This window comes from Bacillota bacterium, from assembly GCA_012837335.1.
Taxonomy (GTDB): Bacteria; Bacillota; Limnochordia; order Darwinibacteriales; family DTU012; genus DTU012.
Genome location: DURM01000058.1, coordinates 1 through 23,105, shown reverse-complemented (window position 1 = coordinate 23,105; position 23,105 = coordinate 1). Strand labels below are relative to the sequence as shown.

Sequence of the window (23,105 nt, the reverse complement as noted above, 5' to 3'; positions counted from 1 at the left end):
AAGAATCCTTAAAGCTTATGCATTTTATAGATTAGATACAAACCAATAAAACCAAAAGCCGGATAGCTGTACTTAATCAAAGGAACAAAACCAATCTGAGCAACTACCAGCGCTGCAATCAGCACCAGCGCAGTTACTTTCCACCACTGCTCTGAAATAGTTGGATAAAGCCGCTGCGACAAAGCAAACGCGTGAGCTAAGGCAGTAGTGTACATGGCAATCCAAATAATGACAGTATAAATCATTCCTAGTTTCGGATCAATCATCTCCGCCAGGGTAAGCATCGGCAGGGCCGTATTCATCGCTGCAGGTGGGGCACATAAGAGAGCTGCTGACGCTAGCAGAAGCAGGAAACCCAAAATTATGCCGCCCATCCATCCTCCCCGCTCTGCCTCCTCTTTTCGCTCCACATATCTGCCGATACCAGCGAAGATTGCCAGCGAAAACCCATAATTATATCCAGCGTACAAGCACCCCGCAGGCACAGCCGAAAGTAAAGGCGGGTGCAGATTAAATTTACCAGTGACGATTGTCGCCACGGAAACCCAGGTCATGAACAAAACCAAGATCGGTACAAGAATGCTGTTCAAGTTTAAAACCTGGTCTTGCCCAAATATCAGCGGAATCAGCACCAACAACGCGGTTATAAACATACCTCCATTAACATTCGTCAGGCGAGCCAGGGCTTCCTCTGTACCCGCAAGCATAACCGCCAGTCCCAGCATAATAAACAGAGTGTAGAGCAGATCAAAAAATGGCGCCGCTTTATTTGTCAATGCTGCTATTAACTCATTGTAGCTGCTGAGTTTCAATTCTGCGCATTTGCGCAGTGCTGTTCCGCCGCAGCGACTCAGCAGTACAGCGCTGATCAATACACCAATGAAACCACTGGGACCGAATTTGGCAAAAAACTGAACGATTTCCTGACCTGACGCAAAACCCGCCCCAATCACAGATGCCGTGTATAAGGAGGCTATTTTCCAGGTCAATGCATCTCCTCCCCCTCTGTAAAAAATGGTCCGCGATACATATTATGCTTGAGTTCTGCGTATATTAGTGGCAAGATCAAATACTTTGAGGGGAGGGAGCTTCGATCATAGCTCGAAGTAATGAAAGCATCGCCCGACTTCACATGGATGATCCGTTCGCCTCAGAGACACTAGCCCTCTCTATAGCGAGTATTACTCAAAATCAGCACTTAGTCATTGTCTGTGTTGGCACCGATCGTTCCACAGGCGATTCCCTTGGCCCACTGATAGGAACAAAGCTGCAGGAAAGCGAACTGCGGAACATAACTGTATATGGCAGCCTGGACGAGCCTGTTCATGCCTTAAATCTCGATCAATTTGTTGGTCTTATCAAACGCAAACATTCTGATTCCCTGATTCTAGCAATCGATGCCTGCTTGGGAAAATCTGAAAGCGTTGGCTATATTTCTTTAAAGAAAGGTCCCTTAAAACCAGGAACCGGGGTCAACAAATCACTGCCAGAAATAGGAGACTACCATATCATTGGCATTGTCAATGTAGGGGGTCTGATGGAGTACTTTGTTCTGCAGAACACTAGGCTCAGCTTGGTAATGCGGATGAGCGATGTCATCGTACGAGGAGTAATGATGAGTATTCAGCAGATGAGTATAAATAGAGCTTAATGTTCCACGTGGAACATTAAGCTCTTGCTGTTTATGCTCGCCTGCCGATGTTTTTAATGCGGGCAATCAAGCCACCTTGGGTTTTTTCATCACCCGCCTGCGGGGATTCACTGAAAATATATCGGGCAATCTCTCGATAGTTCAAGCTTGAGGACGCCGACTGGTCATAATCGATAACTGCTTTCTGCTTCATATTTGCTTCCCTAACCCTTGGGTCTTCAAACACAAACCCGGCGTAGCCCAGTTCAAAATCAAGGAACTTCTTGGCAGCAAACCGCAGTTTGCCTACGGTATTCTCCGCCTCTTCGCGATACTGAACTCGGTTGACAACTAAGTTCAAGTTTAAACTACTTGCCTCCACGTTCACCAGCGTCTTTAATAGTGCATAAGTATCGGTAATCGCGTGCGGCTCCGGCGTTGTAATCAAAAAGCCGCCTTTTGCTGCAGAGATAAAATTGGTTGTTACAGCAGCAATACCGGGGCTAGTGTCGATAATGATGTAATCAAAATAGGGAAAGACCTGTTCCAGCTCATCCGCGAGGAGATTGTATTGATAATTACTCAGTTCTGTCAGGGGCTGCACTCCCGAACAGCCCGGCAGTATATGCAGATTGGGCTTAACTTCTGCTATTATATCCAGAAAGCCACACTTTCCTGAAAGCACATGCCCGATATGATACCGCGGGGCAATATCCAGCAGCACATCAACATTTCCGGTACCCAGGGCAGCGTCAAGAATGCACACCCTCTCTCCAAGCTCAGCAATGGCAAAGGCCAAATTCACAGCAAATGTGGTTTTTCCTACGCCTCCTTTGCCGGAACATACGCTGAGCACCCTGGTATCCTGTGGCTGTTTAAGGTTTACTAATCGATTAGCAACACCGGTGCTTTTTTTAAGAACCAAACACCTAGTTTCTCCCCCTGTCCGATCAATTACCATGAATTTCTCATCATGATTTTTTGGGGGTTCTGCCTTTACTATCACTGCAGTTCCTACGGGAATCAGCACCAGCTTGCCATCTAATTTTGGGAACCTGATTTGGATGATACCATAGCGGGGATTAATTCCCACAACCTCACTGGTAAACGTTCCCTCAAATAAACCGGACTCAACTACAAAGGTGATTTGGTCACCAATTTTCCAGTTAAAATCCTGTTTTATCCCGCTTGACATGAACTGACCCTCCAGACATGCTAGCCCCGCATTAAATCTAGAATTCTCTCCAGTTCCTCATCCGAGTAGTACTCTATTTCAATTTTTCCTTTGCCTTGATGGTAGTCTAATCTAACTTTTGTACCCAGCACCCGCTGCAGCTCCTCCTGAAGCAGCTCTACCTCTGGATCTTTCCGCCTCGTTTTCTCCGTTTTTTTCTTAGGCCTGTCCTTGACCAGACGCTCCAGCTGGCGGACACTGAGGCCTTCTTTGACAACCTTTTCTGCCAACTGCTGCCTCAACTTCACCGAATCTACACCAAGCAGCACCTTAGCGTGACCACGGCTCAGCGCACCGGATGCAACCATCTCTTTTACCTTATTATCCAAGGTAAGCAGGCGCAGTGCATTGGCCACAGATGAGCGTTTTTTTCCAACCGACTGGGCCACTTCCTCCTGAGTCATTGAGAATTCCTCGATCAGAACCTGGTAGCCTTCTGCTTCCTCAATTGCGTTGAGGTCTTCTCTCTGAAGGTTTTCGATCAACGCCAGCTCTGTCATCTGCCGATCTGTCAACTCCTTGACAACAGCCGGAACTGTATCTTTACCCGCAAGCATGCTGGCCCGCCACCGTCGCTCTCCTACCACAACCTGATACCCCTCATCAGTTTTGCGGACTATAATCGGCTCCAGAACCCCATGCTCTTTGATAGATTGAGCTAACTGTTCCAGTTTTTCAGTGTCAAAGTATCGGCGCGGCTGGAAGGGATTCGCCGTAATCTTGTCAACTTCAATCTGGCTTACCTGGTTGCGGTTAACGACTTCCACCTGGGGTATCAGCGATCGCAGTCCTTTTCCAAGAGCTTGTCTACTCAAGAATCAAGCACCTCCTGCGCTAAACTTTCGTAAGCCAATGCTCCTTTAGATTTCGGGTCGTATAATGCGATGGGTTTACCAAAGCTCGGCGCTTCACTGAGTTTAATATTGCGGGGAATAATTGAGTCGTATACTTTAACTTGAGATTGGAAGTAGTTCTTCACATCTTGAATGACCTGCTGCGAGAGATTAGTGCGGACATCAAACATAGTCATGACCACACCCTCCCAAGCTAAATCTGGGTTAAGGTGCTCCTGCACCATCGCAATTGTACTGACCAGCTGGCTCAAGCCTTCTAAAGCATAGTACTCACATTGAATCGGAACAATGAGAGAATCCGACGCAGTTAATCCATTAATCGTCAGCAAGCCTAAAGAAGGCGGACAGTCAATAATGACGTAGTCGTACTTACTGATAACTAAATCTAAAGCTCTTTTGAGGCGAAACTCCCTGGAAATTGTGGAAACCAGCTCAATTTCCGCCCCAGCCAATTCGATCGTCGCAGGCGCAATAAACAGGCTGTCGATCTCTGTAGGCAAGATAATTCGCTCAATCCGCTCGCCTTCAATCAGTACAGAATACATGCAGCGCTCTATTGCTCTTTTATCTACACCAACGCCGCTTGAAGCATTTCCCTGGGGATCGATATCTACCAGGAGCACTTGTTTGCCTGCTAACGCAAGGTAAGCACCTAAATTGACAGCTGTTGTACTTTTACCTACTCCGCCTTTTTGGTTGACAATTGAAATGATTCTGCCCATTATTGGTCCCTCCTCTCAGGCTTTTTAATTGCAACTGTAATTCGATAAAATTCATCATCTTCGTCTTCTTTATAGTCTATTTCTAATCCACTATCAGTGAGGGAATTTGTCAATTGTTTTAAACTATTTGTAAACAAGCGAATGTCTTTAAATACTATCTTTCTTTTTGGTTTTGACTCTGCTTCCTCTGCCTGCTTTATGCGGCTGTTGACCAACTCCTCTGTCTGCCGCACACTCAACTTTTTAGCAATTATCTCATTCAAAACCTCAAGCTGGGCCTTGGAAGAAGCTAATCTCAGCAGAGCTCGCGCGTGCCGTTCCGTGATCATTTCCCGGGAAATAATGTCCCTTATTTCCTTATCTAACTTCAGCAAACGCAGTCGGTTCGCTATGCTGGATTGACTCTTACCAATTCGTTTAGCCAGTTCCTCTTGAGTGAGCTGAAACTCAGCCAGCAAGCGCTCATACCCTTCAGCCTCTTCCAAAAAATGGAGATCGCGCCGCTGTAGATTTTCGATCAGGGCCATCTCTGCTGCTGTTCGATCGTCCATTACACGAACGATGGCAGGAATACTGCCCCAACCTAAGAGCTTGCAGGCCCTGAGCCGTCGCTCTCCAGCGATAACTTGGTAGCCATGTTCCGCCGCTCTAACTATAATCGGATGAAGCAGCCCGTGGGCAGCAATGGAATTTGCTAGTTCCTGCAGAGCTTCTTCATCAAATTGGATTCTCGGCTGAAAAGGATTGGGCTCGATTTGATTGATCGGCAGGGAGGTTACTTCTTCTCTGCCTAATTTCGGTATTTTATCAGCCTGTGTCGCAAATTTTGGCTCTGCTGCTTCCGATTGCCTATTCCGTGCCCGCAGCATATCCGTCAATTTCACCTTATCACCAACCTATGTATTGCTAAGTATACTATACCTATTCGTTAACAGAACTGCCGTTCCTTCCGGGAAATGGATTTTATCCGAAAAACAATATGAAAAAAACCGCTGTAAAACGAGATTAAATCTCGAATTACAGCGGCTTTTTGCTGGGAATACCGGCTTTTCTCGGATATTTTTCCGAAATGGCGGATTCTTTTTTGAAAGTGATTATTGACCGCCCTCCCATGTCAAAGGGAAGTTCAAACTCACGCTGATCAACTATGCTTAAATTCAAGAGCTTGATTGCATTGGCTGCCTCTTCCAACTCTGACTCGACATTGCTTCCCTTCATCGCAACGAAATAGCCACCAACCTCGATAAATGGAGCGCAGTATTCCAGCAGAACCGGCAGAGGAGCTACAGCCCGCGCTGTAACCCACTGGAACTTCTCCCTGTAATCTGGGTCCCTTGCTGCGTCTTCAGCTCTACCGTGGATACAGGTAACATGGTCTAGGTTAAGTTCGTCTGCAACGTTTTGTAAGAATTTTACCCTTTTTTCTAAAGAATCTAATAAAATGATTGGATCCCGGGTCAAACAGCTGGCAATCACAATTCCGGGAAATCCGGCACCGCTGCCGACATCAATTCCCCTGCCTGTAAAGTCCAGGCCTGTGATCTGCAGAGCAAGGCAGTCCACTAAGTGCTTAACCGCAAAATCTTCTTCAGAAGTAATTCTTGTTAAATTCATCTGCTGGTTTGCTTCTTCAATTAAATCAGCAAACTTAAGCAGCTGCTCGACTTGATGGGAGTTAATTTCGATTTTTAAAAGCGAGCAGCCGCGAATTAGTGTTGTACGCAGTTTTTCTTTATCCATCAGCTTTTCCCTTCCAAGTATACTAGCAGCACAGAAATATCTGCTGGTGAAACCCCTGATATCCGCGATGCCTGCCCTAAGGTAAGGGGCTTTACACGCTCCAGCTTTTCCTGGGCTTCTCTTGATAAGCCTGGAATCTGGCGATAGTCGATTTGATCTGGAATGCGCCGGTGCTCCAATTTCCTGAACCGGGCGATAGCAGCTTCCTGCTTCTCAAGATAACCGCGGTATTTAATCGATATCTCCACCTGCTCAACTACAATCGGATCCAAATCCGGCAGCTCCTCAAAGCGGGCTAGATCCTGATATTGGATCTCAGGGCGTCTTAAAATCTCCGCCAGGCTGAAACCGTGCTTGATCGGAGCTGTTCCCAGCTCGCGCAGAATCTCGTTAGTTTCTGCAGTTGAGCCCAGCTTGTAGTTTTCCAGGCGGTCGATTTCCTTGTCAATAGCTTCCCATTTCTGCTCAAATTTCCGGTATCGCTCTTCCGAGATTAAACCGAGCTTGTATCCTAAGGGAGTCAGTCTCTGATCGGCATTGTCAATGCGAAGGTTCAGCCGATACTCAGCATGGGAAGTCATCAGCCGATACGGCTCTTTAGTGCCCTTGATTACTAGATCATCAATCAATACCCCAATGTAGGCTTGCGAGCGATCGATTGTAATCAAATCCTTACCCTGCAGATAGAGCGCAGCGTTAATTCCAGCCAGCAGACCCTGCGCCGCAGCTTCTTCATAGCCGCTGGTGCCGTTAATCTGCCCTGCGGCAAACAATCCTTCATATTCTTTAACCTGAAGATAGCTGTTGAGCACTGTCGGATCCAGACAGTCATAATCAATAGCATAGCCAAACCGCATAATTTCCACATTCTCCAAGCCGGGAACGGTCCTGATCAAATCAATCTGAACATCAGCGGGAAGTGAGCTTGACAAACCGCTTAAGTAACCTTCGTTGGTATCCCACCCTTCCGGTTCAACAAAGACCTGATGGCGGTCGCGATCTGGAAACTCCACAACTTTACTTTCAATTGATGGACAGTAGCGGGGTCCGACCCCTTTTACCGCTCCGGTATACAGCGCCGCCCGATGGAGGTTTTCCCGCACAATCTGGTGGGTTTTTTCGTTAGTGTAAGTCAGCCAGCAGGGAACCTGCTCAAGATCCAAACCCTGTGTTTCAAAGGAAAAACCCTGAAAATGCTCGTTGGCCGGTTGAATGATCATTTTGTCATAGTCAATCGAGCGCAGATTTACCCGGGCTGGTGTCCCGGTTTTAAATCTTACCAACGGGAGCCATTTTTCTAAAGCATGACCAAGGGCAACAGCAGGCAGCTGGCCCTGCGGCCCTGAAGAAAACGAATCTTCCCCGACAAAAATTACCGACCGGAGATAGGTACCAGTTGCCAGTATCACAACCTTACCCCGGACACTAGTATTTCCAATCTTCACCCCATAAACACGGTTGTTATTAACCAGCAGATCGCTGACTGTTCCTTCCTTTAAGTACAGATTAGGAGTAGTCTCGAGAATATATTTCATCCGCCGCTGATATAACTTCCGATCAATCTGGGCACGCAAAGCCTGAACAGCAGGACCCTTACGAGTATTGAGGCGCCGCATCTGCATTAATGTTGCATCAGCTACTTTAGCCATTTCTCCACCTAAGGCGTCGATTTCTCGGATTAGATTCGCTTTAGCTGGACCACCTAAGGAAGGATTGCACGGCAGAAGCGCCACATTATCCAAATTCAAAGTTAACAGCAGCACCTGCTGTCCCATTCTGGCCGCAGCCAACGCAGCTTCACAGCCGGCATGGCCCGCGCCGACTACTATAACGTCATATTCTGATGTGCTATGCCGATACATGCTTTTCTCCCTTCAGTACAACAAGTAACACATTAATATCTGCCGGAGATACCCCAGAGATCCGCGCTGCCTGCCCTATCGAAGCAGGTTTAATCGCTGTTAAGCGCTCCACTGCTTCGCTGCGGAGTCCCTTAATCTTAAGGTAATCCATATCTTCAGGAATAGCAATATCCTCCATTTTATTGAACTCCTCAATCTGCCGCAGCTGGCGCTCGATATAGCCCTTAAACTTGCATTCGATCTCCACTTGTTCGATTACCTCCGGATCTAAAGCCGGTAGAGGTGCAAAGAATTCTAAATCGCTGAATTTAAGTTTGGGACGCTGGAGAATCTCATGGAGTGTAACTGCTTTCTGCAGATCCCCTGAGCCCATTTCAATTAGATAATCCCGCACTTCCCGGGTTGGAGAAACCGGAGTTTCCCGCAGCCACTTCAGCGTATCTTGAATAGCTTTTTTCTTAGCCTGGAGTTTTTGGTAGCGCTGTTCATCGATCAAACCGATTTTATAGCCAAGTTCCCTCAGACGCAGATCCGCGTTGTCCTGACGCAGGATCAAGCGATACTCGGCTCTGGATGTCATCATCCGGTACGGCTCGTCGGTACCTTTAGTAACTAAATCATCAATTAAAACACCGATATAAGCTTGAGACCGAGATAAAATCAATGGCGGTCTGCCCATTACTTTATGGGCAGCGTTTATGCCCGCAATCAACCCCTGGGCAGCCGCTTCCTCATAGCCGGAAGTTCCATTGATCTGCCCCGCCGTATACAAACCCTTAACCAATTTAGATTCTAGAGTTGGATAGGTCTGCTCCGGAAGAATATAATCATACTCAACAGCATAACCGGTACGCATAATCTGCACATTTTCCAGACCCGGAATAGTTTTGAGGATTTCGCTTTGAATTTGCTCCGGCATACTAGTAGTCAGCCCTAAGCAGTAAAGCTCTTTGGTATACTCCCCTTCCGGCTCTAAAAAGATCTGATGATCCGCTTTATCCGGAAAGCGCAAAACTTTCCGGTCAATCGACGGACAGTAACGGGGACCTTTCCCCTGGACCGTGCCTGTTTGAATCGGCGATAAATGGATGTTATCACGGATTACTTGAATAGTTTCCGGTGTTGTTCTTGTATACCAGCAGGGAACCTGCTCGCGAACAATCCGCGGCGTATCAAACGAGAACCGCAGAGGTGTTTCTGAGCCATGCTGGCAGTTCAGCTTGCTGTAGTCTACACTGTCAGCGTGAATTCGCGGTGGGGTTGCAGTTTGAAATCTGGCTAATCTCAGCCCTGCATCCCGCAAACTCTGGGACAGCTCATCGGCGCTTGGCTCACCCTGGCGCCCGCCGGGATAGCGAACATGACCGATCACCACTACGCCCCGCATAAAAGTACCGGTTGTGAGAATAACTGTTTCAGCAGTTATTTTAGTGCCGGTCTTAAGCTGCACTCCGTATACTACACCATCTTCATGGAGAATATTGGTAACTACTCCCTGGAGGACCCGGAGATTTGGCTGTGATTCTAAAGTCATGGTCATCACAGCCCGGTATTTGACTTTATCTGCTTGGGCCCTTAGAGCGTGCACAGCCGGACCCCTGCTGAGATTCAGCATTCTAATGTTCAGATAGGTCTGGTCAATTACTTTGCCCATTTCGCCGCCTAAAGCATCGATTTCCCTTACTAAATGGCTCTTGGCAGCCGGTCCCCCAATCGCAGGATTACATGATAACTGTGCTATTGTATCTAAATTCATAGTGATCAGCAGCGTTTTACAGCCAAGCCGCGCTGCCGCTAAAGCTGCTTCACAGCCGGCGTGCCCACCGCCAACCACTATTACTGCATATTCCTTACTCATGCTTTTCCTACTTTCCAATACAAAATTGAGCAAAAATCCGTTCGATAATATTTTCCCGGACTGTCTCGCCGGTAATTTCACCTAAATGCTCTAAAGCTCCATTTAAGCCAATCGAGATTAAGTCTAATGGCAGTCCCTGGTCCAGAGTTTCCATGGCCTGTTCTAAATCTGTGCGAGCTTCAATTAACGCGTGCTTGTGTCTGCTCCGCGTAATAATCGCATTTTCCCGCTCAATCTGCACAACTCCACCCATGATTAAGCTGATAATGCAGTCTAACAGCGGTTCCAGATCATCTTCCGTCAGCGAAATTTCCACCACAGGCACACCATCATCAATGTAACCGGAATTGAGGAGATAGGATCTGGAATCCCACTGGCGCGGCAGATCGATTTTATTAATGATAATCACACGTTTGCGGTCTTTTAGCTGAGTCAGCAGCTGAATGTCTTCAGATTCTAATTCTCGGCTGATATCCAGCACATGCAGGATTAGATCCGCTTCTTTTACTAGTTCCAGTGCCCGCTTAACTCCGAGCTGTTCCACCTGGTCTTCGGAGCTGCGGATTCCCGCGGTATCGATTAATCGCAGGGGAATGCCGTTGATATTTAAGACCTCTTCGATAGTATCTCGGGTCGTTCCGGGAATATCTGTTACCAAGGCGCGGTTCTCATCAAGGAGGCGGTTCAGCAGGCTGGATTTACCCACATTGGGTTTTCCGGTAATCACCGTTTTAAGGCCTTCCCGCAGCACCTTACCGTTATCAGCAGTGTCAATCAGCTTTGTGACCTCATTTACAGCATCAAGAATTACACTTTTCATTGTCTCAATGCCGATCTCCGGAATATCATCTTCCGGAAAATCGATAGCTGCTTCAACCTGAACCACCAAATCATAGAGTTTTTCCCGCAGCGACTGGATCCTGCGGCTTAAGCTGCCTTCCAGCTGGTTAACTGCCACATCTAAACTGCGGTCAGTTTTAGAGCGGATGATATCAATTACCGCTTCTGCTTGAGATAGATCCATGCGGCCATTTAAAAAAGCCCGTTTGGTGAACTCTCCCGGCTCAGCCAGGCGCGCACCTAGCGATAATAACAGCTCTAGAATTCGCTGCTGCACAACTACACCGCCATGGCACTGCAGTTCCACCACGTCTTCGCCGGTATACGAATTCGGTCCCCGCATAACTAAGGCCAATGCTTCATCAATAGTTGCCCCATTGCGATCAACGATTTTACCATAACGGACAGTAAAGCCCGGCAGCTCGGCAAGCTTCTTGCGGCCCTTGCCCTTGAAAACCTGATCAGATATTTTTATGGCATCCTTACCGCTGACGCGGATAATACCGATACCTGCTTCACCTAATGCAGTTGAAATAGCTGCGATAGTATCACTGAACATAGTTGTTTCCCACCATTTCCTGTAAATCTGCTCTGTAAATAAAATAAGCGTACCAGCGGCACGCTCATTTATCTTTTCGGAACGATAATCACTCGGCGATATGGTTCTCGCCCCTCACTGTGGGTCTCCACATCAGGATTTTCTGACAGCTCCGTATGGATTATTCTGCGCTCTAAAGGCGTCATTGGATCGAGAACCACTCTTCTGCCGCTGTCTACTGCTCGGGCAGCTAATCTTTGTGCCAGAGACTTTAATGTATTCTCTCTGCGGCTCCGATATCCTTCTACATCAATAATAATTCTAACCCATTTACCGCCCTCGCGGTTTGCTACCATACTGACTAAGTACTGGAGCGCATCTAAAGTTTGCCCACGTCTTCCAATCAATAATCCAAGATTTTCACCATACATGGCCAATCTGACATTTTCCTCATCACTGACATCAATATGGATATCAGCTTCAACATTCATCAAACGCAGAATTTCCTGGAGATAATTCTTGGCGACTTGGCTTTTATATTTGGCGTTAATAATTAATTCCAATCTGACTTTTGCCTGTCTGGAGCCTAGAATTCCAAATAATCCTTTGGATCCCTCTTCCAAGACAGTAACTTCCACATCTTCCCGTGTCGCACCCAATTTTTCTAAACCCTCGTTAACAGCTTCCTCAACGGAACGTGCGGTTATCTCTACAGATTTCATTTAACTTTGTCCCCCTTGTGGCGCAGTTGGAAACTTTTTGCTGATCCATGCTTGCTGTAGAATCGTAAAGATATTTCCTACAACCCAATACAATACCAAACCTGCAGGCAGCCTAGTACTGATCCAGCCAATAAAGAGCGGCATAAACATCAGCATTCCGCGCTGCTGAGAACCAGCAGAAGTCTGCCAGACGTTAATAAATTGAGTTAGTACAGAAAGCAGCGGCAAAATATAGTACGGATCAGGCTCGGTCAAGTTCAAATAAAAAAACTGAGCTAAGTCACTCTGGGGCAGATCCCTAAGTACTGCAAAAAATGCCCATAATATCGGGAGCTGAACCAACAGCGGCAGACATCCACTGAAGGGATTGTATTTATAATCCTGGTAAAGCTTCATTGTCCTGTTTTGGAGTTCTTGAGGATTATCCTTGTATTTTTTCTGCAGTTCCTCTAACTTAGGTTGGATTTCCTTCATCAACTGCATGTTTTTCGCCTGTTTAAATGTTAGAGGCAGCAGTACCAGTCTGATCAGGATTGTAACTAGAATGATTGCTATACCGTAGCTGTTTGAAAACCCGACAATTAAATCAAATAACCATCGTAATCCATCCGCAAGCCAAGCCAAATTAAATGTCCCCCTTAAATCGCTTATGGAACTGGATCATAACCGCCGGGATTCCATGGATGACAATGCAAAATGCGGCGTAATCCCAACCATAATCCTTTAAATCCATAACGTATGATCGCTTGTTTTGTATATTCTGAACAAGTAGGTATAAAACGGCATCTTGCCGGCAGGAGCGGAGAAATCAGCTTTTGATAGATGAATATGACAAATAGGGGAATCGATAGAACAAGCTTCGAAATAGTTTTCATAGTATCCCCTTCTTCTATTAACCTTTTTATACCTTTAATAGCTGGTGAAAGTCTGCCTGCAGCTGCTGGTGACTGGCATATCTGCTCTTGGCTTTAGCTCCGAATACTACATAATGCCTTTCAGGCAGCTGCTCCCAATTTAACCTCACAATTTCACGCAGACGGCGCTTTACCCGATTGCGAACCACCGCATTACCAACTTTTTTGCTCACAGAGATTCCAACCTTTGTACTGCCATCCGTTACGGGAAGAAGGTGCACCACGAGATATCGCCCAAATTTAATGGATCCATTTCGGTAGACTCTGCGGAAATCTTCTCGGCGCGTCAAACGCTGTTCCCTCTTCATGAGTACGATTTTTCCTCCAATCTCCGCCGTAAAAGAGAGACCCGTTTCCGGGTCATAGGCTTTTATGCAGTTAAGGTTTTTCTACCCTTTCTTCTGCGAGCAGCAATAACTCTGCGGCCGCCTTTGGTTTTCATCCGCGCTAAAAAGCCATGGTTTCTTTTGCGCTTTCTATTATTAGGTTGAAATGTTCTTTTCACTGCCACTACCTCCTTCCACTACCATCCCATATACATACCTGCCTTATTTTAACTTATTTTTAATAGCGGTGTCAACCGTAAAAACAAGGCGAACACTTTTCCACATTTTCCATAGTAGTATATCCACAAAGATGTTGATAAACCAGGGTTTGTCTGTTACAATACCCAAGAATTCTGATAAATAAGGGTTTTTTTATTCACAGCCTGTAGATAAGTTTGTGGATTACTTGTCGAATTGGGGGTTGTGAATAATCCTCAGCTGGTAAAATCTGATAAAAACCGATAAATGCCTACCCCGATTGACTTATCCACCACTTTTAAACAAAATATCGCTTGTGGATTGTTTTGTGGATGATGTGGGTATCGAACAGGGATAACTCGTAATCCTTGTTGATAACTGTTTCTGTGGATATCCTGTTGATACTGTGGATATTTTTTAAAAAACCCGCATCTACAACGGGTTTAGGAACCGTGGATTATGTGTAAAACCAGCTGATTTTTATGCACATAACTGTTATCCCCAAAAATGGTTGGGGGTTGTTTTATTTTGTCGAAGCAGGATCCTGTGGATTAAATAAAGAATGATTAGATCAACCATAATTGTAGGAGGAAGTTGTAATGGACCAGTTGAGGAGTATTTGGAACGAAGTACTAAAGGTCATGACAAGCGAAGTTGCCCAGGCATCATTTGATGCTTGGCTAAAACATACTAAGCCCAGCCGGTTAGAAGGCTCCACGCTTTATATCACCGTTCCAAACGAATTTACTCGCGACTGGGTTGAAGCGCGTTATACTTTGGCATTACGCAAAACGCTGCGCCATATTATCAATGAAAACTGGGAACTGCGTTTTGAGGTAGATGCACCTCAGCAGGCCCCGGAACAGCCAGAACGGCGCGAAGTGTTACCGGAAAAGAAACCGGCCAAACCAACCAGCGATCAGCATCCAGAACCAAAAGATGCGAGTATTCTGAATTCTAAGTATACTTTTGATACTTTTGTGGTCGGTAATTCCAACCGTTTTGCACATGCAGCAAGTTTAGCAGTAGCAGAAGCCCCAGCTAGAGCTTATAATCCTTTATTTTTATATGGAGGAGTCGGACTAGGTAAGACCCATCTAATGCATGCCATCGGTCACTATGCCCTGGAAAAGGATCCCGATATCCGCGTTATTTATATTACCTCCGAAACATTTACTAATGATTTAATTAAAGCTATTGGAAATAAATCCATGGTTGAATTTAGGGCAAAGTACCGCAATGCCGATATTCTTTTAATTGACGATATTCAGTTTGTGGCCGGTAAAGAATCGACTCAAGAAGAATTCTTCCACACCTTTAACGCTTTATACGAAGCCAATAAGCAGCTGGTTATTTCCTCAGATCGGCCGCCAAAAGAAATTCCTACCCTAGAAGAGCGACTGCGCAGCCGGTTTGAATGGGGATTGACTACCGATATTCAGCCCCCTGATCTGGAGACCAGAATCGCAATCCTGAGAAAGAAAGCCGATATGGAAGGAATCGATGCCCCTGCTGACGTTTTGGCTTACATTGCTAATCACGTGCAGTCCAATATTCGCGAGCTGGAAGGAGCCTTTGTAAGGGTTGTGGCTTACGCAAACCTAAACAGAGCACCGATTTCTCAAGAAATTGCCGTTGAAGCCTTAAAGGATATTATCGGCACCCAAAAACAAAAATTGATTACTATCGAACTGATTCAGCAGGTGGTGGCTAACCACTACGGCATCAAGGTTTCTGATATGAAAGCCAAAAAAAGAACACGGTCAATTGCTTATCCGCGCCAGGTAGCCATGTACCTTTCTCGAGAGTTGACGGAGAACTCGCTGCCGAAAATTGGTGAAGAGTTTGGCGGACGCGACCACACAACTGTAATGCACGCCTGCGATAAAATCGGAAAAGAGATCCAGCAAGATCCATCTCTGCAGTTAACAGTGAAAGAGCTGATTGATGCTATTCAAAGCTCTTAATCTGTGGATAACCTCTTTATAGGCTTGTTTGTTAGTTGTGAATTCAAAAAATCAGGTTTTTGGCCTTTTTGGACTTTGTGGATAAAAATGTTTAACTAACCACAAGTTGTCATTGTGGATAAACTCAATCATCATCCTGCTTTGCAGGCTTATCCACATCGCTCACATGCACTACTAGTACTACTACTAAGATCTTTTATTCTAATAGATTACTTACATCACTTTGTATAAACATCCACAGGAGGAATAATTATGCATTTTCAATGCTCGTTATCAGATTTACTGCCAGCAGTAAACTTAGTTGAAAAAGCAGTAGCTAGTCAAAACGATGTACCAATCTTAACTGGTATTCATATCGCTGCAGCTGACAGCCAAGTAATCTTAACAGCTACTAACCTTGAGCTGGGTATTAAATCAGAGTTTGAAGCTTATGTTAATAGAGCAGATAAAACCGTAGTTGATGGAAAACTCTTAGCAGCTATAATCAAAAAACTGCCTGATCAGCCAATCATTTTTGAAATCATTGATAACCAACTGATAATTACAGCTGGCAATGTTGAATTTGCACTCAATGTTTTGACTGAAGAAGATTTCCCTGAACTTCCGCAAGCAGAGCAAGTACAGTTTTCTCTGCCGGCGAACAAATTGTTAAAAATGATCAAAAACACGATTTACGCGTGCGGCAAAGACGATCGCCGCCCATTCTTAAATGGAATTTTATTTGAAACAATTGACAATCAGCTGAATTTTGTGGCTACAGATATTAATCGCTTATCCTATTACGCTGTAAAACTTGACACTAATGTTCCTAATACTGAAATGTTAGTCCCTATGAAAACTATGCAGGAGCTGCAGCGGAGTCTGCCTAATGACACCACACCGATAAACATCTCGTTTGGAGAAAAGTACTTAATTTTTGAATACGGAGCAAATAAGATCACAACCAGATTGATCGAGGACCGCTTCCCTCAGTACAGAGGCTTGTTTCCTAATCATGAACCGATTCAGATTACCGTTAACAGGCAGATGCTGATTGCAGCGGTAGAAAGAGCAGCTTTGATTGACAGCGACGATGGTACACAGGTGGTTATTTTTGAAGCTGTTGACGGTGTTCTCGAAATCAGTACTCCAACCGGCAGTAAGGGTAAAAGTCAGGAAAAACTTAATGTCGAACACCAAGGGGAAAATGGCAGAGCTGCTTTTTCAGCCAAGTATATTTTGGATATGCTGAAAGCAGCAGATGCAGAGCAGATCTTTTTCCACTTCAACTCCGACCTGCAGCAGTGTTTAATGCAGGCTGATAACGACGAGGATCAGAAGTACATTTTAATGCCGGTTCGTTTGAGTCAATAGGGAGGAAAACAATGGAAAAAATCGAAATAAAGACAGAATCGATCAATCTCGATCAACTGCTAAAATGGGCAAATATAGCAGCCAGCGGTGGGGAAGCTAAACAGTTAATTCAAAGCGGCGAGGTTCTGCTCAATGGTGCTGTTGAAACCAGACGCGGTAAAAAAGTATACCGCAATGATATTGTGACCGTAGGCGACCGGACAATAAAGGTAATCTAGGATGGTTATCAGAAAGCTGCACTTCTCAAACTTTCGCAATTACCAAAGTTTGAGTCTAGATCTAGATCCGAAAGTTAATATTTTTGTGGGCCATAACGCCCAAGGAAAAACCAATATTCTCGAGGCAGTTTATCTTTTGGCAGCAGCCCGGTCTTTTCGTGCCGCCAAAGATGCGGAAATGATTCAGCACGGTCAGAAATACAGTTTGATATCGGGCGAGGTTACCATCGAAGCAGTTCATAACCTCGAAGTTGTGCTGCAGAGAAATGCCCCAAAAATTCTTAGGTTCAATAAAAAAGAAACGCCGCACCGCCAGTTTGTGGGTATTTTTAACGTGGTTTTATTTACTCCGGATGACTTATATTTGATTAAAGGGACTCCGGGAGAGCGGCGCCGCTTTCTTGATTTGGAGATTTCCCAGGTCGATCCTGGATACCGCAGTCTGCTCCTCGATTACCAAAAAGTGCTGCAGCACCGCAATTCCCTTCTTAAGGTTGCTGCCTTCGGAAACAAAGATGCTGGCATGCTGGAAGTTTGGGATCAGCAGCTGGTCGAACTGGGCAGCCGCTTAATTGTTAAACGAGCACAAATGATCCACAAATTAGGCCTTTTAAGCAGATTGATGCATCGCAGGCTCAGTGATGGCAGTGAAGAGCTGATGCTGCGCTATCTTCCCTTTTTTGCATCAGAACCGGATGTTGATCAGGAGTACAGCTTAGAAACAGTTAAAGAGCGTTTTGATCAAGCTTTAAAATCAGTGAAAGCAGCTGAACTCAAACGAGGCTACTCGCTGGTTGGGCCTCAAAGAGATGACTTTCAGTTTTTAATCAATCGAATGGATGCGAGGATATACGGCAGTCAAGGACAGCAGCGCACAGCAGTCTTAGCCTGCCGTTTAGCTGAATTGGAATATATGAAATCGGAAACAGGAAAATACCCTGCTATTTTACTTGACGATGTAATGTCAGAACTTGATGAACTGCGCAGGCATTTTTTGGTGGAAATATTACACAAAAAAGTTCAAACAATTATAACTACTACTGATATATCAGATTTCGAGTCTAGCTTAGTAAGAGGTGCAGCAGTTTTTGCGGTTAAAGCAGGACAAGTCCAGGAAAGGCGCTGATGAGATATGTTCTTGCATATTGGCCAGGAAGAGTCGATTTTGATGAAAGATATTGTAGCAATCATCGACATTAAGGCTGAGAAAACCTCCGTCTACACTAGGGAATTTTTACGAACAGCGGCGGAAGAGGGCTTTGTTAAAGGGGAGCCTGAAAAGCCGAAGTCGTTTGTCGTGACAAATAACCGAATTTATCTGTCGCCAATCTCAGCCTCAACTCTTAAAAAGAGAGTTTCTGATTTTCTTAATTTGTAGTCAATTTGGTTATTGTGTTATAATAACTAAATGGGAAGTTAATTTATGCAGGGAGTAGATGTAATATTGAAGAATAACGCGAACACATCAAATTATACTGCAGATAAAATTCAAGTACTTGAGGGGCTGGAAGCGGTAAGGCGCCGCCCTGGAATGTATATCGGCAGCACTGACAGCAATGGTCTGCACCATCTTGTAGTTGAGGTGGTGGATAACAGCATTGATGAGGCGCTGGCGGGTTTTTGTGATTTTATCAGTGTTGAAATTTTCACGGATGGCTCAATTCGGGTAACCGATAACGGCCGGGGAATTCCGGTCGGTATTGTTGAGAAAACCGGCAAGTCTGCAGTAGAAACCGTACTTACTAAACTACACGCTGGAGGCAAATTCGGCCAAGAAGGCGGCGGTTATAAGGTTTCCGGTGGACTGCACGGCGTAGGAATTTCTGTCGTCAATGCTTTGTCGGAGTGGCTGAAAGTTGATGTTTTTACTGATGGGAAGCACTATTCCCAGCGCTATCAGCGGGGAACTCCCGAGACAGAACTGCAGATTGTGGGAGCAACAGATAAGCAGGGAACCCAGATCACATTTAAGCCCGATGCAGCGATCTTTGAAACAACAGAATTTCAAGCAGATACAATCACTTATCGCCTGAGAGAACTGGCATTTTTAAATAAAGGTGTGAAAATTCATTTTATTGATCACCGGGATAATAAAGAAGTTACTTATCACTACGAAGGCGGGATTATCTCCTTTGTTGAGCATTTAAACAGAAATAAAACCGCACTGCACGATCCAGTTTATTTTCAGGATACACGGGAGTGCGAACTGGAAGTAGCCCTGCAGTACACTGATGGCTACAGCGAAACCATCTTTACTTTCGCCAACAATATCAATACCCAAGAAGGCGGGACGCATTTAAGCGGTTTCCGATCAGCTTTGACACGTACTCTCAATGATTACGCCCGCAAAAATAACCTGCTCAAACAAAATGAAGACAATTTAAGCGGTGAAGATGTCCGCGAAGGACTGACCGCTGTAATCAGCGTTAAGATTTCCGAACCCCAGTTTGAAGGTCAAACCAAAACAAAACTCGGCAACAGTGAAGTGCGGGGAATTGTTGAGTCAATCGTAAGTGAGCACCTCAGCACTTATCTAGAAGAACATCCAACCGAATCGAAAAGAATTATTGAGAAAGCAATTTCTGCATTTAGGGCGCGGGAAGCGGCCCGCAAAGCAAGGGAGCTGACCCGCAGAAAGAGCGCTTTGGAAGTTTCGTCGCTCCCTGGTAAACTAGCGGACTGCAGCTTTACTGATCCAAAGCTGTGCGAGCTGTTCATCGTGGAGGGAGACTCGGCGGGCGGTACAGCCAAGCAGGGGAGAGACCGGCGGTTCCAGGCTATTTTGCCGCTAAGAGGCAAGATTCTTAATGTGGAAAAAGCGAGGTTGGATCGGATTTTGAGCAATGCAGAAATTCGCTCTATGATTACCGCATTCGGCACAGGCATTTCCGAAGAGTTTGATCTTACTAAGCTCCGCTATGACAAGATTATTATCATGACGGACGCCGATGTGGACGGAGCACACATCAGAACTCTTCTCCTTACTTTCTTCTATCGCTATATGCGGCCGCTGTTGGAATATGGACATGTTTTTATTGCTCTACCACCGCTGTATAAGATAGAACAGCGCAAAAACGTATATTACTGCTACTCAGATGAAGAATTGGATAAACTTCTGGAAGAAATCGGACGAGTTGGCATAACCATCCAGCGCTATAAGGGTCTGGGAGAGATGGATAAACAGCAGCTGTGGGACACCACTATGAATCCGGAAACCCGCATCATTCAGCAGCTGCGTTTAGATGACGCTATCGCAGCTGACGAGATATTTACAACGCTGATGGGAGAAAAGGTTGAACCGCGGCGCGAATTTATTGAAGCTAATGCTAAACTGGTTACTAACTTGGACGTGTAGAAGGAGTTAATAGGCATGAATTCAGAGTTTCGGGAAGGAAAAGTAGTTCCGGTCAGACTCGTAGAAGAAATGAAAACATCATATATCAATTATGCCATGAGTGTAATTGTAGAACGAGCTCTGCCCGATGTGCGGGATGGTTTGAAGCCGGTGCAGCGCCGGATCATCTACGCCATGGGCGAGTTGGGCATGCGTCATGACCGCCCCTATAAGAAATCAGCTAGAATTGTGGGCGAAGTCATGGGTAAATTCCATCCGCATGGCGATTCAGCGATCTATGATGCTATGGTCCGGATGGCGCAGGATTTTTCATATCGCTATGAACTAATCGATGGGCATGGCAACTTCGGCAGTGTCGATGGCGATCCTCCGGCTGCAATGCGTTATACGGAAGCGCGGCTGTCACGGTTAGCAGCGGAAATGCTGCGGGATATTGATAAAAATACCGTTGATTTTGTGCCCAACTTTGACGAAACAGTTGATCAACCAGCGGTGCTGCCGAGCAGGTTTCCAAATCTGCTGGTAAACGGCGCATCAGGTATTGCGGTGGGAATGGCTACAAATATTCCGCCCCATAATTTAGGCGAAGTGATCGACGGAATCATTATGCTGATCGATAATCCCGATGTGACGATTAAAGAGCTGAGCCGCGTGATTGTTGGTCCGGACTTCCCAACTGGAGGACTGATTCTGGGTAGGGAAGGGATTAAAGAAGCCTATGAAACGGGCCGTGGCCGCATTTTTGTCCGCGCTAAAACTCAAATTGAGCAGATGAACAGCGGTAAGCATCGGATTATCGTTACTGAGCTGCCTTACAATGTCAACAAGGCTAAACTGGTCGAAAAGATTGCAGATTTAGTCAGAGATAAACGAATTGACGGCATTACCGACCTGCGGGATGAATCTGATAAATCTGGAATGCGGGTTGTAATTGAACTCCGCAGGGATGTTGATCCGAGAGTGATTTTAAACCAATTGTACAAGCACACTCAAATGCAGGATACTTTTGGTGTTATTATGCTGGCCTTGGTTGACGGTGAACCGAAAGTCCTCAATCTAAAGCAGGTGCTCCACTATTATGTTGAACACCAAAAAGATGTTGTAATTCGCCGCTGCAGACATGAGCTGAAAAAGGCAGAAAATGATGCTCATATTCGGGAAGGACTGCTGATTGCCCTCGATCACATTGATGAGATTATCAGCATCATCAGAGGGTCCCAAAATGATCAGGTTGCTAAACAGACGCTGATGGAGCGGTTTGAACTAACTGAGCGTCAAGCTGTAGCGATTCTCGATATGCAGCTGAGAAGATTAACTGGCTTGGAACGAGAAAAAATCGAAGCAGAGCACGCGCAGCTGCTCCAGACAATTCAGAGACTGAGAACAATCTTAGGCGATATGAATTTAGTTTATAATATCATCAAAGAAGAGCTGATGGAGATTAAGGAGCGTTTTTCCGATTCTAGAAGAACGATGATCGTGAGAGATGATTCTAATCTGGATATTGAAGATCTAATTGCCGAAGAGGATCTGATTGTCACTCTCACACATCAAGGCTACATTAAACGCCTGCCGGTTGATACCTATCGGTCCCAGAGAAGAGGCGGAAGGGGCATTACTGCTATTAGTAACCGCAACGAAGATTTTGTGGAACAGCTGTTTGTTACCAGCACCCATAATTATGTGCTGTTCTTTACCAATAAAGGCCGGGTTTACCGCTTAAAAGGCCATGAAATTCCGGAAGCCGGACGCAATGCAAGAGGTGTTGCGGTAATTAATCTCGTCCACTTAGAACCAGGTGAGCGGATCGAAGCTACGATCCCAATCCGCGAATACGCTGATGATTGGTATCTGGTTATGGCTACTAAGCAGGGCATGGTGAAGAAAACTGCTTTAATCGAGTATGACAGCACTCGCACTGGCTTAATTGGTATCTCCCTGCTTGAAGATGACGAAGTAGTCAGCGTAAAATTAACCGATGGTCAGCAGGAAATTATTCTAACTACAGCTGAAGGCCAGACTATTCGGTTCTCAGAAGATCAGGTTCGAGCCATGGGCAGAAATGCTCGCGGGGTCAAAGGAATCACTCTTGACGAAAACGATTATGTCATCGGTATGGATGTAGTATCAAACGGTGAGGATCTGCTGGTTGTAACTGAAAAGGGGTACGGCAAGCGGACCGGTATTGATGAATACCGGATTACCAATCGGGGCGGAAAAGGCATTAAAACCTTGAATAAGACCGATAAAACCGGTCGGATTGTTGGAGCTAAGATGGTCTATGAGAATAATGAGATCATGCTTATTTCCCTCGAAGGTATTATGATCCGGATGGCCGTTGCTGATATTTCCCGCCTTGGACGCAATACTCAAGGAGTTATCTTGATGAAACTCCAAGAAAATGATAAAGTTGTAGCAGCTGCCCATTTAGTTGGCAGGGATGAGGAAAAGATCTAAAAAAATCCTTAAAAAAAGTAAGAAAACATCTTGACACAGCTTGTTTAGGGTGTTAAGATAGATTGTGCCGCTAGGGTTTTCTGCTAGCGGCATTACAATCTCACATTTTATTTTCAAAAAATGTGTTGACAAACTTTTTTAACCATGCTATGATAAAAGTGTTGCGCTCAACGAACAAGCGCAATGAACCTTGAAAACTAAACAGCAGAAGTGCGGGTAACTTTTTAAAAGTTATCAGCTCTGTCAAATAAGAGCAAAGATTAAACTTAACCATTTTTATTGGAGAGTTTGATCCTGGCTCAGGACGAACGCTGGCG

22 protein-coding genes are annotated in these 23,105 nt (G+C 45.4%); 8 read left to right on the top strand and 14 right to left on the bottom strand.

All coding sequences use genetic code 11. From position 1 onward, the window contains the following. Nucleotides 1-8: 8 nt before the first annotated feature. Nucleotides 9-989 (bottom strand): hypothetical protein, encoded by a 981-nt coding sequence (locus GX019_07995; GenBank protein ID HHT37100.1) that lies wholly within the window; start codon nt 987-989, stop codon nt 9-11. 143 nt (nt 990-1,132) lie between these two features. On the opposite strand from GX019_07995, the gene yyaC reads away from it, so the two are divergent. Further along, entirely contained in the window at nt 1,133-1,651 is a 519-nt protein-coding gene (yyaC, locus tag GX019_07990; protein ID HHT37099.1) for a spore protease YyaC, read from the top strand. A 31-nt stretch (nt 1,652-1,682) separates the two neighbouring features. Here the strand turns inward: yyaC and GX019_07985 are convergent, their stop codons facing one another. The 13 genes from GX019_07985 to rpmH all read right to left on the bottom strand — a co-directional run bounded on the left by GX019_07985 (nt 1,683) and on the right by rpmH (nt 13,419). Next, nucleotides 1,683-2,825, bottom strand: a complete 1,143-nt coding sequence (locus tag GX019_07985; GenBank protein HHT37098.1) for an AAA family ATPase — start codon at nt 2,823-2,825, stop codon at nt 1,683-1,685. 20 nt (nt 2,826-2,845) lie between these two features. Further along, the gene (locus tag GX019_07980; GenBank protein ID HHT37097.1) at nt 2,846-3,679 is read right to left on the bottom strand and encodes a ParB/RepB/Spo0J family partition protein; all 834 of its coding nucleotides are present in this window, start codon (nt 3,677-3,679) and stop codon (nt 2,846-2,848) included. Next, complete coding sequence (locus GX019_07975) at nt 3,676-4,440, bottom strand: ParA family protein (GenBank protein ID HHT37096.1); 765 nt, start codon at nt 4,438-4,440, stop codon at nt 3,676-3,678. The genes GX019_07980 and GX019_07975 overlap by 4 nt, the downstream gene beginning before the upstream one ends. Next, nucleotides 4,440-5,309 (bottom strand): nucleoid occlusion protein, encoded by an 870-nt coding sequence (gene noc / locus GX019_07970; protein ID HHT37095.1) that lies wholly within the window; start codon nt 5,307-5,309, stop codon nt 4,440-4,442. The genes GX019_07975 and noc overlap by 1 nt, the downstream gene beginning before the upstream one ends. 148 nt (nt 5,310-5,457) lie before the next feature. After that, nucleotides 5,458-6,180 (bottom strand): 16S rRNA (guanine(527)-N(7))-methyltransferase RsmG, encoded by a 723-nt coding sequence (gene rsmG / locus GX019_07965; GenBank protein HHT37094.1) that lies wholly within the window; start codon nt 6,178-6,180, stop codon nt 5,458-5,460. After that, nucleotides 6,180-8,042: a tRNA uridine-5-carboxymethylaminomethyl(34) synthesis enzyme MnmG gene (gene mnmG / locus GX019_07960; protein ID HHT37093.1), complete on the bottom strand. Its 1,863-nt coding sequence runs from the start codon at nt 8,040-8,042 to the stop codon at nt 6,180-6,182. Before mnmG (GX019_07960) ends, rsmG begins: the two co-directional genes overlap by 1 nt. Beyond that, nucleotides 8,029-9,900: a tRNA uridine-5-carboxymethylaminomethyl(34) synthesis enzyme MnmG gene (gene mnmG / locus GX019_07955; GenBank protein ID HHT37092.1), complete on the bottom strand. Its 1,872-nt coding sequence runs from the start codon at nt 9,898-9,900 to the stop codon at nt 8,029-8,031. Before mnmG (GX019_07955) ends, mnmG (GX019_07960) begins: the two co-directional genes overlap by 14 nt. Nucleotides 9,901-9,907: 7 nt before the next feature. Then, entirely contained in the window at nt 9,908-11,299 is a 1,392-nt protein-coding gene (mnmE, locus tag GX019_07950) for a tRNA uridine-5-carboxymethylaminomethyl(34) synthesis GTPase MnmE (protein ID HHT37091.1), read from the bottom strand. Between the two features lie 68 nt (nt 11,300-11,367). Beyond that, nucleotides 11,368-12,000, bottom strand: a complete 633-nt coding sequence (locus tag GX019_07945; protein HHT37090.1) for a protein jag — start codon at nt 11,998-12,000, stop codon at nt 11,368-11,370. Continuing rightward, complete coding sequence (locus GX019_07940; GenBank protein HHT37089.1) at nt 12,001-12,624, bottom strand: membrane protein insertase YidC; 624 nt, start codon at nt 12,622-12,624, stop codon at nt 12,001-12,003. A gap of 23 nt (nt 12,625-12,647) precedes the next feature. Next, nucleotides 12,648-12,875, bottom strand: coding sequence for a membrane protein insertion efficiency factor YidD (yidD, locus tag GX019_07935; protein HHT37088.1), 228 nt, complete (start codon nt 12,873-12,875; stop codon nt 12,648-12,650). 26 nt (nt 12,876-12,901) lie between these two features. Next, nucleotides 12,902-13,222 (bottom strand): ribonuclease P protein component, encoded by a 321-nt coding sequence (rnpA, locus tag GX019_07930; GenBank protein ID HHT37087.1) that lies wholly within the window; start codon nt 13,220-13,222, stop codon nt 12,902-12,904. A gap of 62 nt (nt 13,223-13,284) precedes the next feature. Beyond that, the gene (rpmH, locus tag GX019_07925; protein ID HHT37086.1) at nt 13,285-13,419 is read right to left on the bottom strand and encodes a 50S ribosomal protein L34; all 135 of its coding nucleotides are present in this window, start codon (nt 13,417-13,419) and stop codon (nt 13,285-13,287) included. A 618-nt stretch (nt 13,420-14,037) separates the two neighbouring features. Between rpmH and dnaA the strand changes: the two genes are divergently transcribed. From dnaA to gyrA, 7 genes are all read left to right on the top strand, one after another. Further along, nucleotides 14,038-15,405 (top strand): chromosomal replication initiator protein DnaA, encoded by a 1,368-nt coding sequence (gene dnaA / locus GX019_07920; protein HHT37085.1) that lies wholly within the window; start codon nt 14,038-14,040, stop codon nt 15,403-15,405. A 252-nt stretch (nt 15,406-15,657) separates the two neighbouring features. Continuing rightward, nucleotides 15,658-16,758 (top strand): DNA polymerase III subunit beta, encoded by a 1,101-nt coding sequence (dnaN, locus tag GX019_07915; GenBank protein HHT37084.1) that lies wholly within the window; start codon nt 15,658-15,660, stop codon nt 16,756-16,758. A gap of 11 nt (nt 16,759-16,769) precedes the next feature. Beyond that, entirely contained in the window at nt 16,770-16,976 is a 207-nt protein-coding gene (gene yaaA, locus GX019_07910; protein HHT37083.1) for a S4 domain-containing protein YaaA, read from the top strand. 1 nt (nt 16,977) lies between these two features. Next, nucleotides 16,978-18,102 carry a DNA replication/repair protein RecF gene (recF, locus tag GX019_07905; GenBank protein HHT37082.1) on the top strand — a complete coding sequence of 375 codons (1,125 nt, stop codon included), beginning with the start codon at nt 16,978-16,980 and terminating at the stop codon, nt 18,100-18,102. A 6-nt stretch (nt 18,103-18,108) separates the two neighbouring features. Further along, nucleotides 18,109-18,354 (top strand): DUF370 domain-containing protein, encoded by a 246-nt coding sequence (locus GX019_07900; protein HHT37081.1) that lies wholly within the window; start codon nt 18,109-18,111, stop codon nt 18,352-18,354. Between the two features lie 45 nt (nt 18,355-18,399). After that, a complete protein-coding gene (gene gyrB, locus GX019_07895) occupies nt 18,400-20,331 on the top strand; it encodes a DNA topoisomerase (ATP-hydrolyzing) subunit B (GenBank protein HHT37080.1) in 1,932 nt (643 codons plus the stop codon). Nucleotides 20,332-20,346: 15 nt separating this feature from the next. Next, on the top strand, nt 20,347-22,788 hold the full coding sequence (gene gyrA / locus GX019_07890) for a DNA gyrase subunit A (GenBank protein ID HHT37079.1): 2,442 nt from the start codon (nt 20,347-20,349) through the stop codon (nt 22,786-22,788). The last annotated feature ends 317 nt before the right edge of the window (nt 22,789-23,105 follow it).

Coding starts and splice junctions, on each gene's coding strand:
- yyaC (HHT37099.1), top strand. CDS start 1,133: ATGGATGATCCGTTCGCCTCAGAGACACTAGCCCTCTCTATAGCGAGT.
- GX019_07985 (HHT37098.1), bottom strand. CDS start 2,825: ATGTCAAGCGGGATAAAACAGGATTTTAACTGGAAAATTGGTGACCAA.
- GX019_07975 (HHT37096.1), bottom strand. CDS start 4,440: ATGGGCAGAATCATTTCAATTGTCAACCAAAAAGGCGGAGTAGGTAAA.
- noc (HHT37095.1), bottom strand. CDS start 5,309: ATGCTGCGGGCACGGAATAGGCAATCGGAAGCAGCAGAGCCAAAATTT.
- rsmG (HHT37094.1), bottom strand. CDS start 6,180: ATGGATAAAGAAAAACTGCGTACAACACTAATTCGCGGCTGCTCGCTT.
- mnmG (HHT37093.1), bottom strand. CDS start 8,042: ATGTATCGGCATAGCACATCAGAATATGACGTTATAGTAGTCGGCGCG.
- mnmG (HHT37092.1), bottom strand. CDS start 9,900: ATGAGTAAGGAATATGCAGTAATAGTGGTTGGCGGTGGGCACGCCGGC.
- mnmE (HHT37091.1), bottom strand. CDS start 11,299: ATGTTCAGTGATACTATCGCAGCTATTTCAACTGCATTAGGTGAAGCA.
- GX019_07945 (HHT37090.1), bottom strand. CDS start 12,000: ATGAAATCTGTAGAGATAACCGCACGTTCCGTTGAGGAAGCTGTTAAC.
- yidD (HHT37088.1), bottom strand. CDS start 12,875: ATGAAAACTATTTCGAAGCTTGTTCTATCGATTCCCCTATTTGTCATA.
- rnpA (HHT37087.1), bottom strand. CDS start 13,222: ATGAAGAGGGAACAGCGTTTGACGCGCCGAGAAGATTTCCGCAGAGTC.
- dnaA (HHT37085.1), top strand. CDS start 14,038: ATGGACCAGTTGAGGAGTATTTGGAACGAAGTACTAAAGGTCATGACA.
- dnaN (HHT37084.1), top strand. CDS start 15,658: ATGCATTTTCAATGCTCGTTATCAGATTTACTGCCAGCAGTAAACTTA.
- yaaA (HHT37083.1), top strand. CDS start 16,770: ATGGAAAAAATCGAAATAAAGACAGAATCGATCAATCTCGATCAACTG.
- recF (HHT37082.1), top strand. CDS start 16,978: ATGGTTATCAGAAAGCTGCACTTCTCAAACTTTCGCAATTACCAAAGT.
- GX019_07900 (HHT37081.1), top strand. CDS start 18,109: ATGTTCTTGCATATTGGCCAGGAAGAGTCGATTTTGATGAAAGATATT.
- gyrB (HHT37080.1), top strand. CDS start 18,400: ATGCAGGGAGTAGATGTAATATTGAAGAATAACGCGAACACATCAAAT.
- gyrA (HHT37079.1), top strand. CDS start 20,347: ATGAATTCAGAGTTTCGGGAAGGAAAAGTAGTTCCGGTCAGACTCGTA.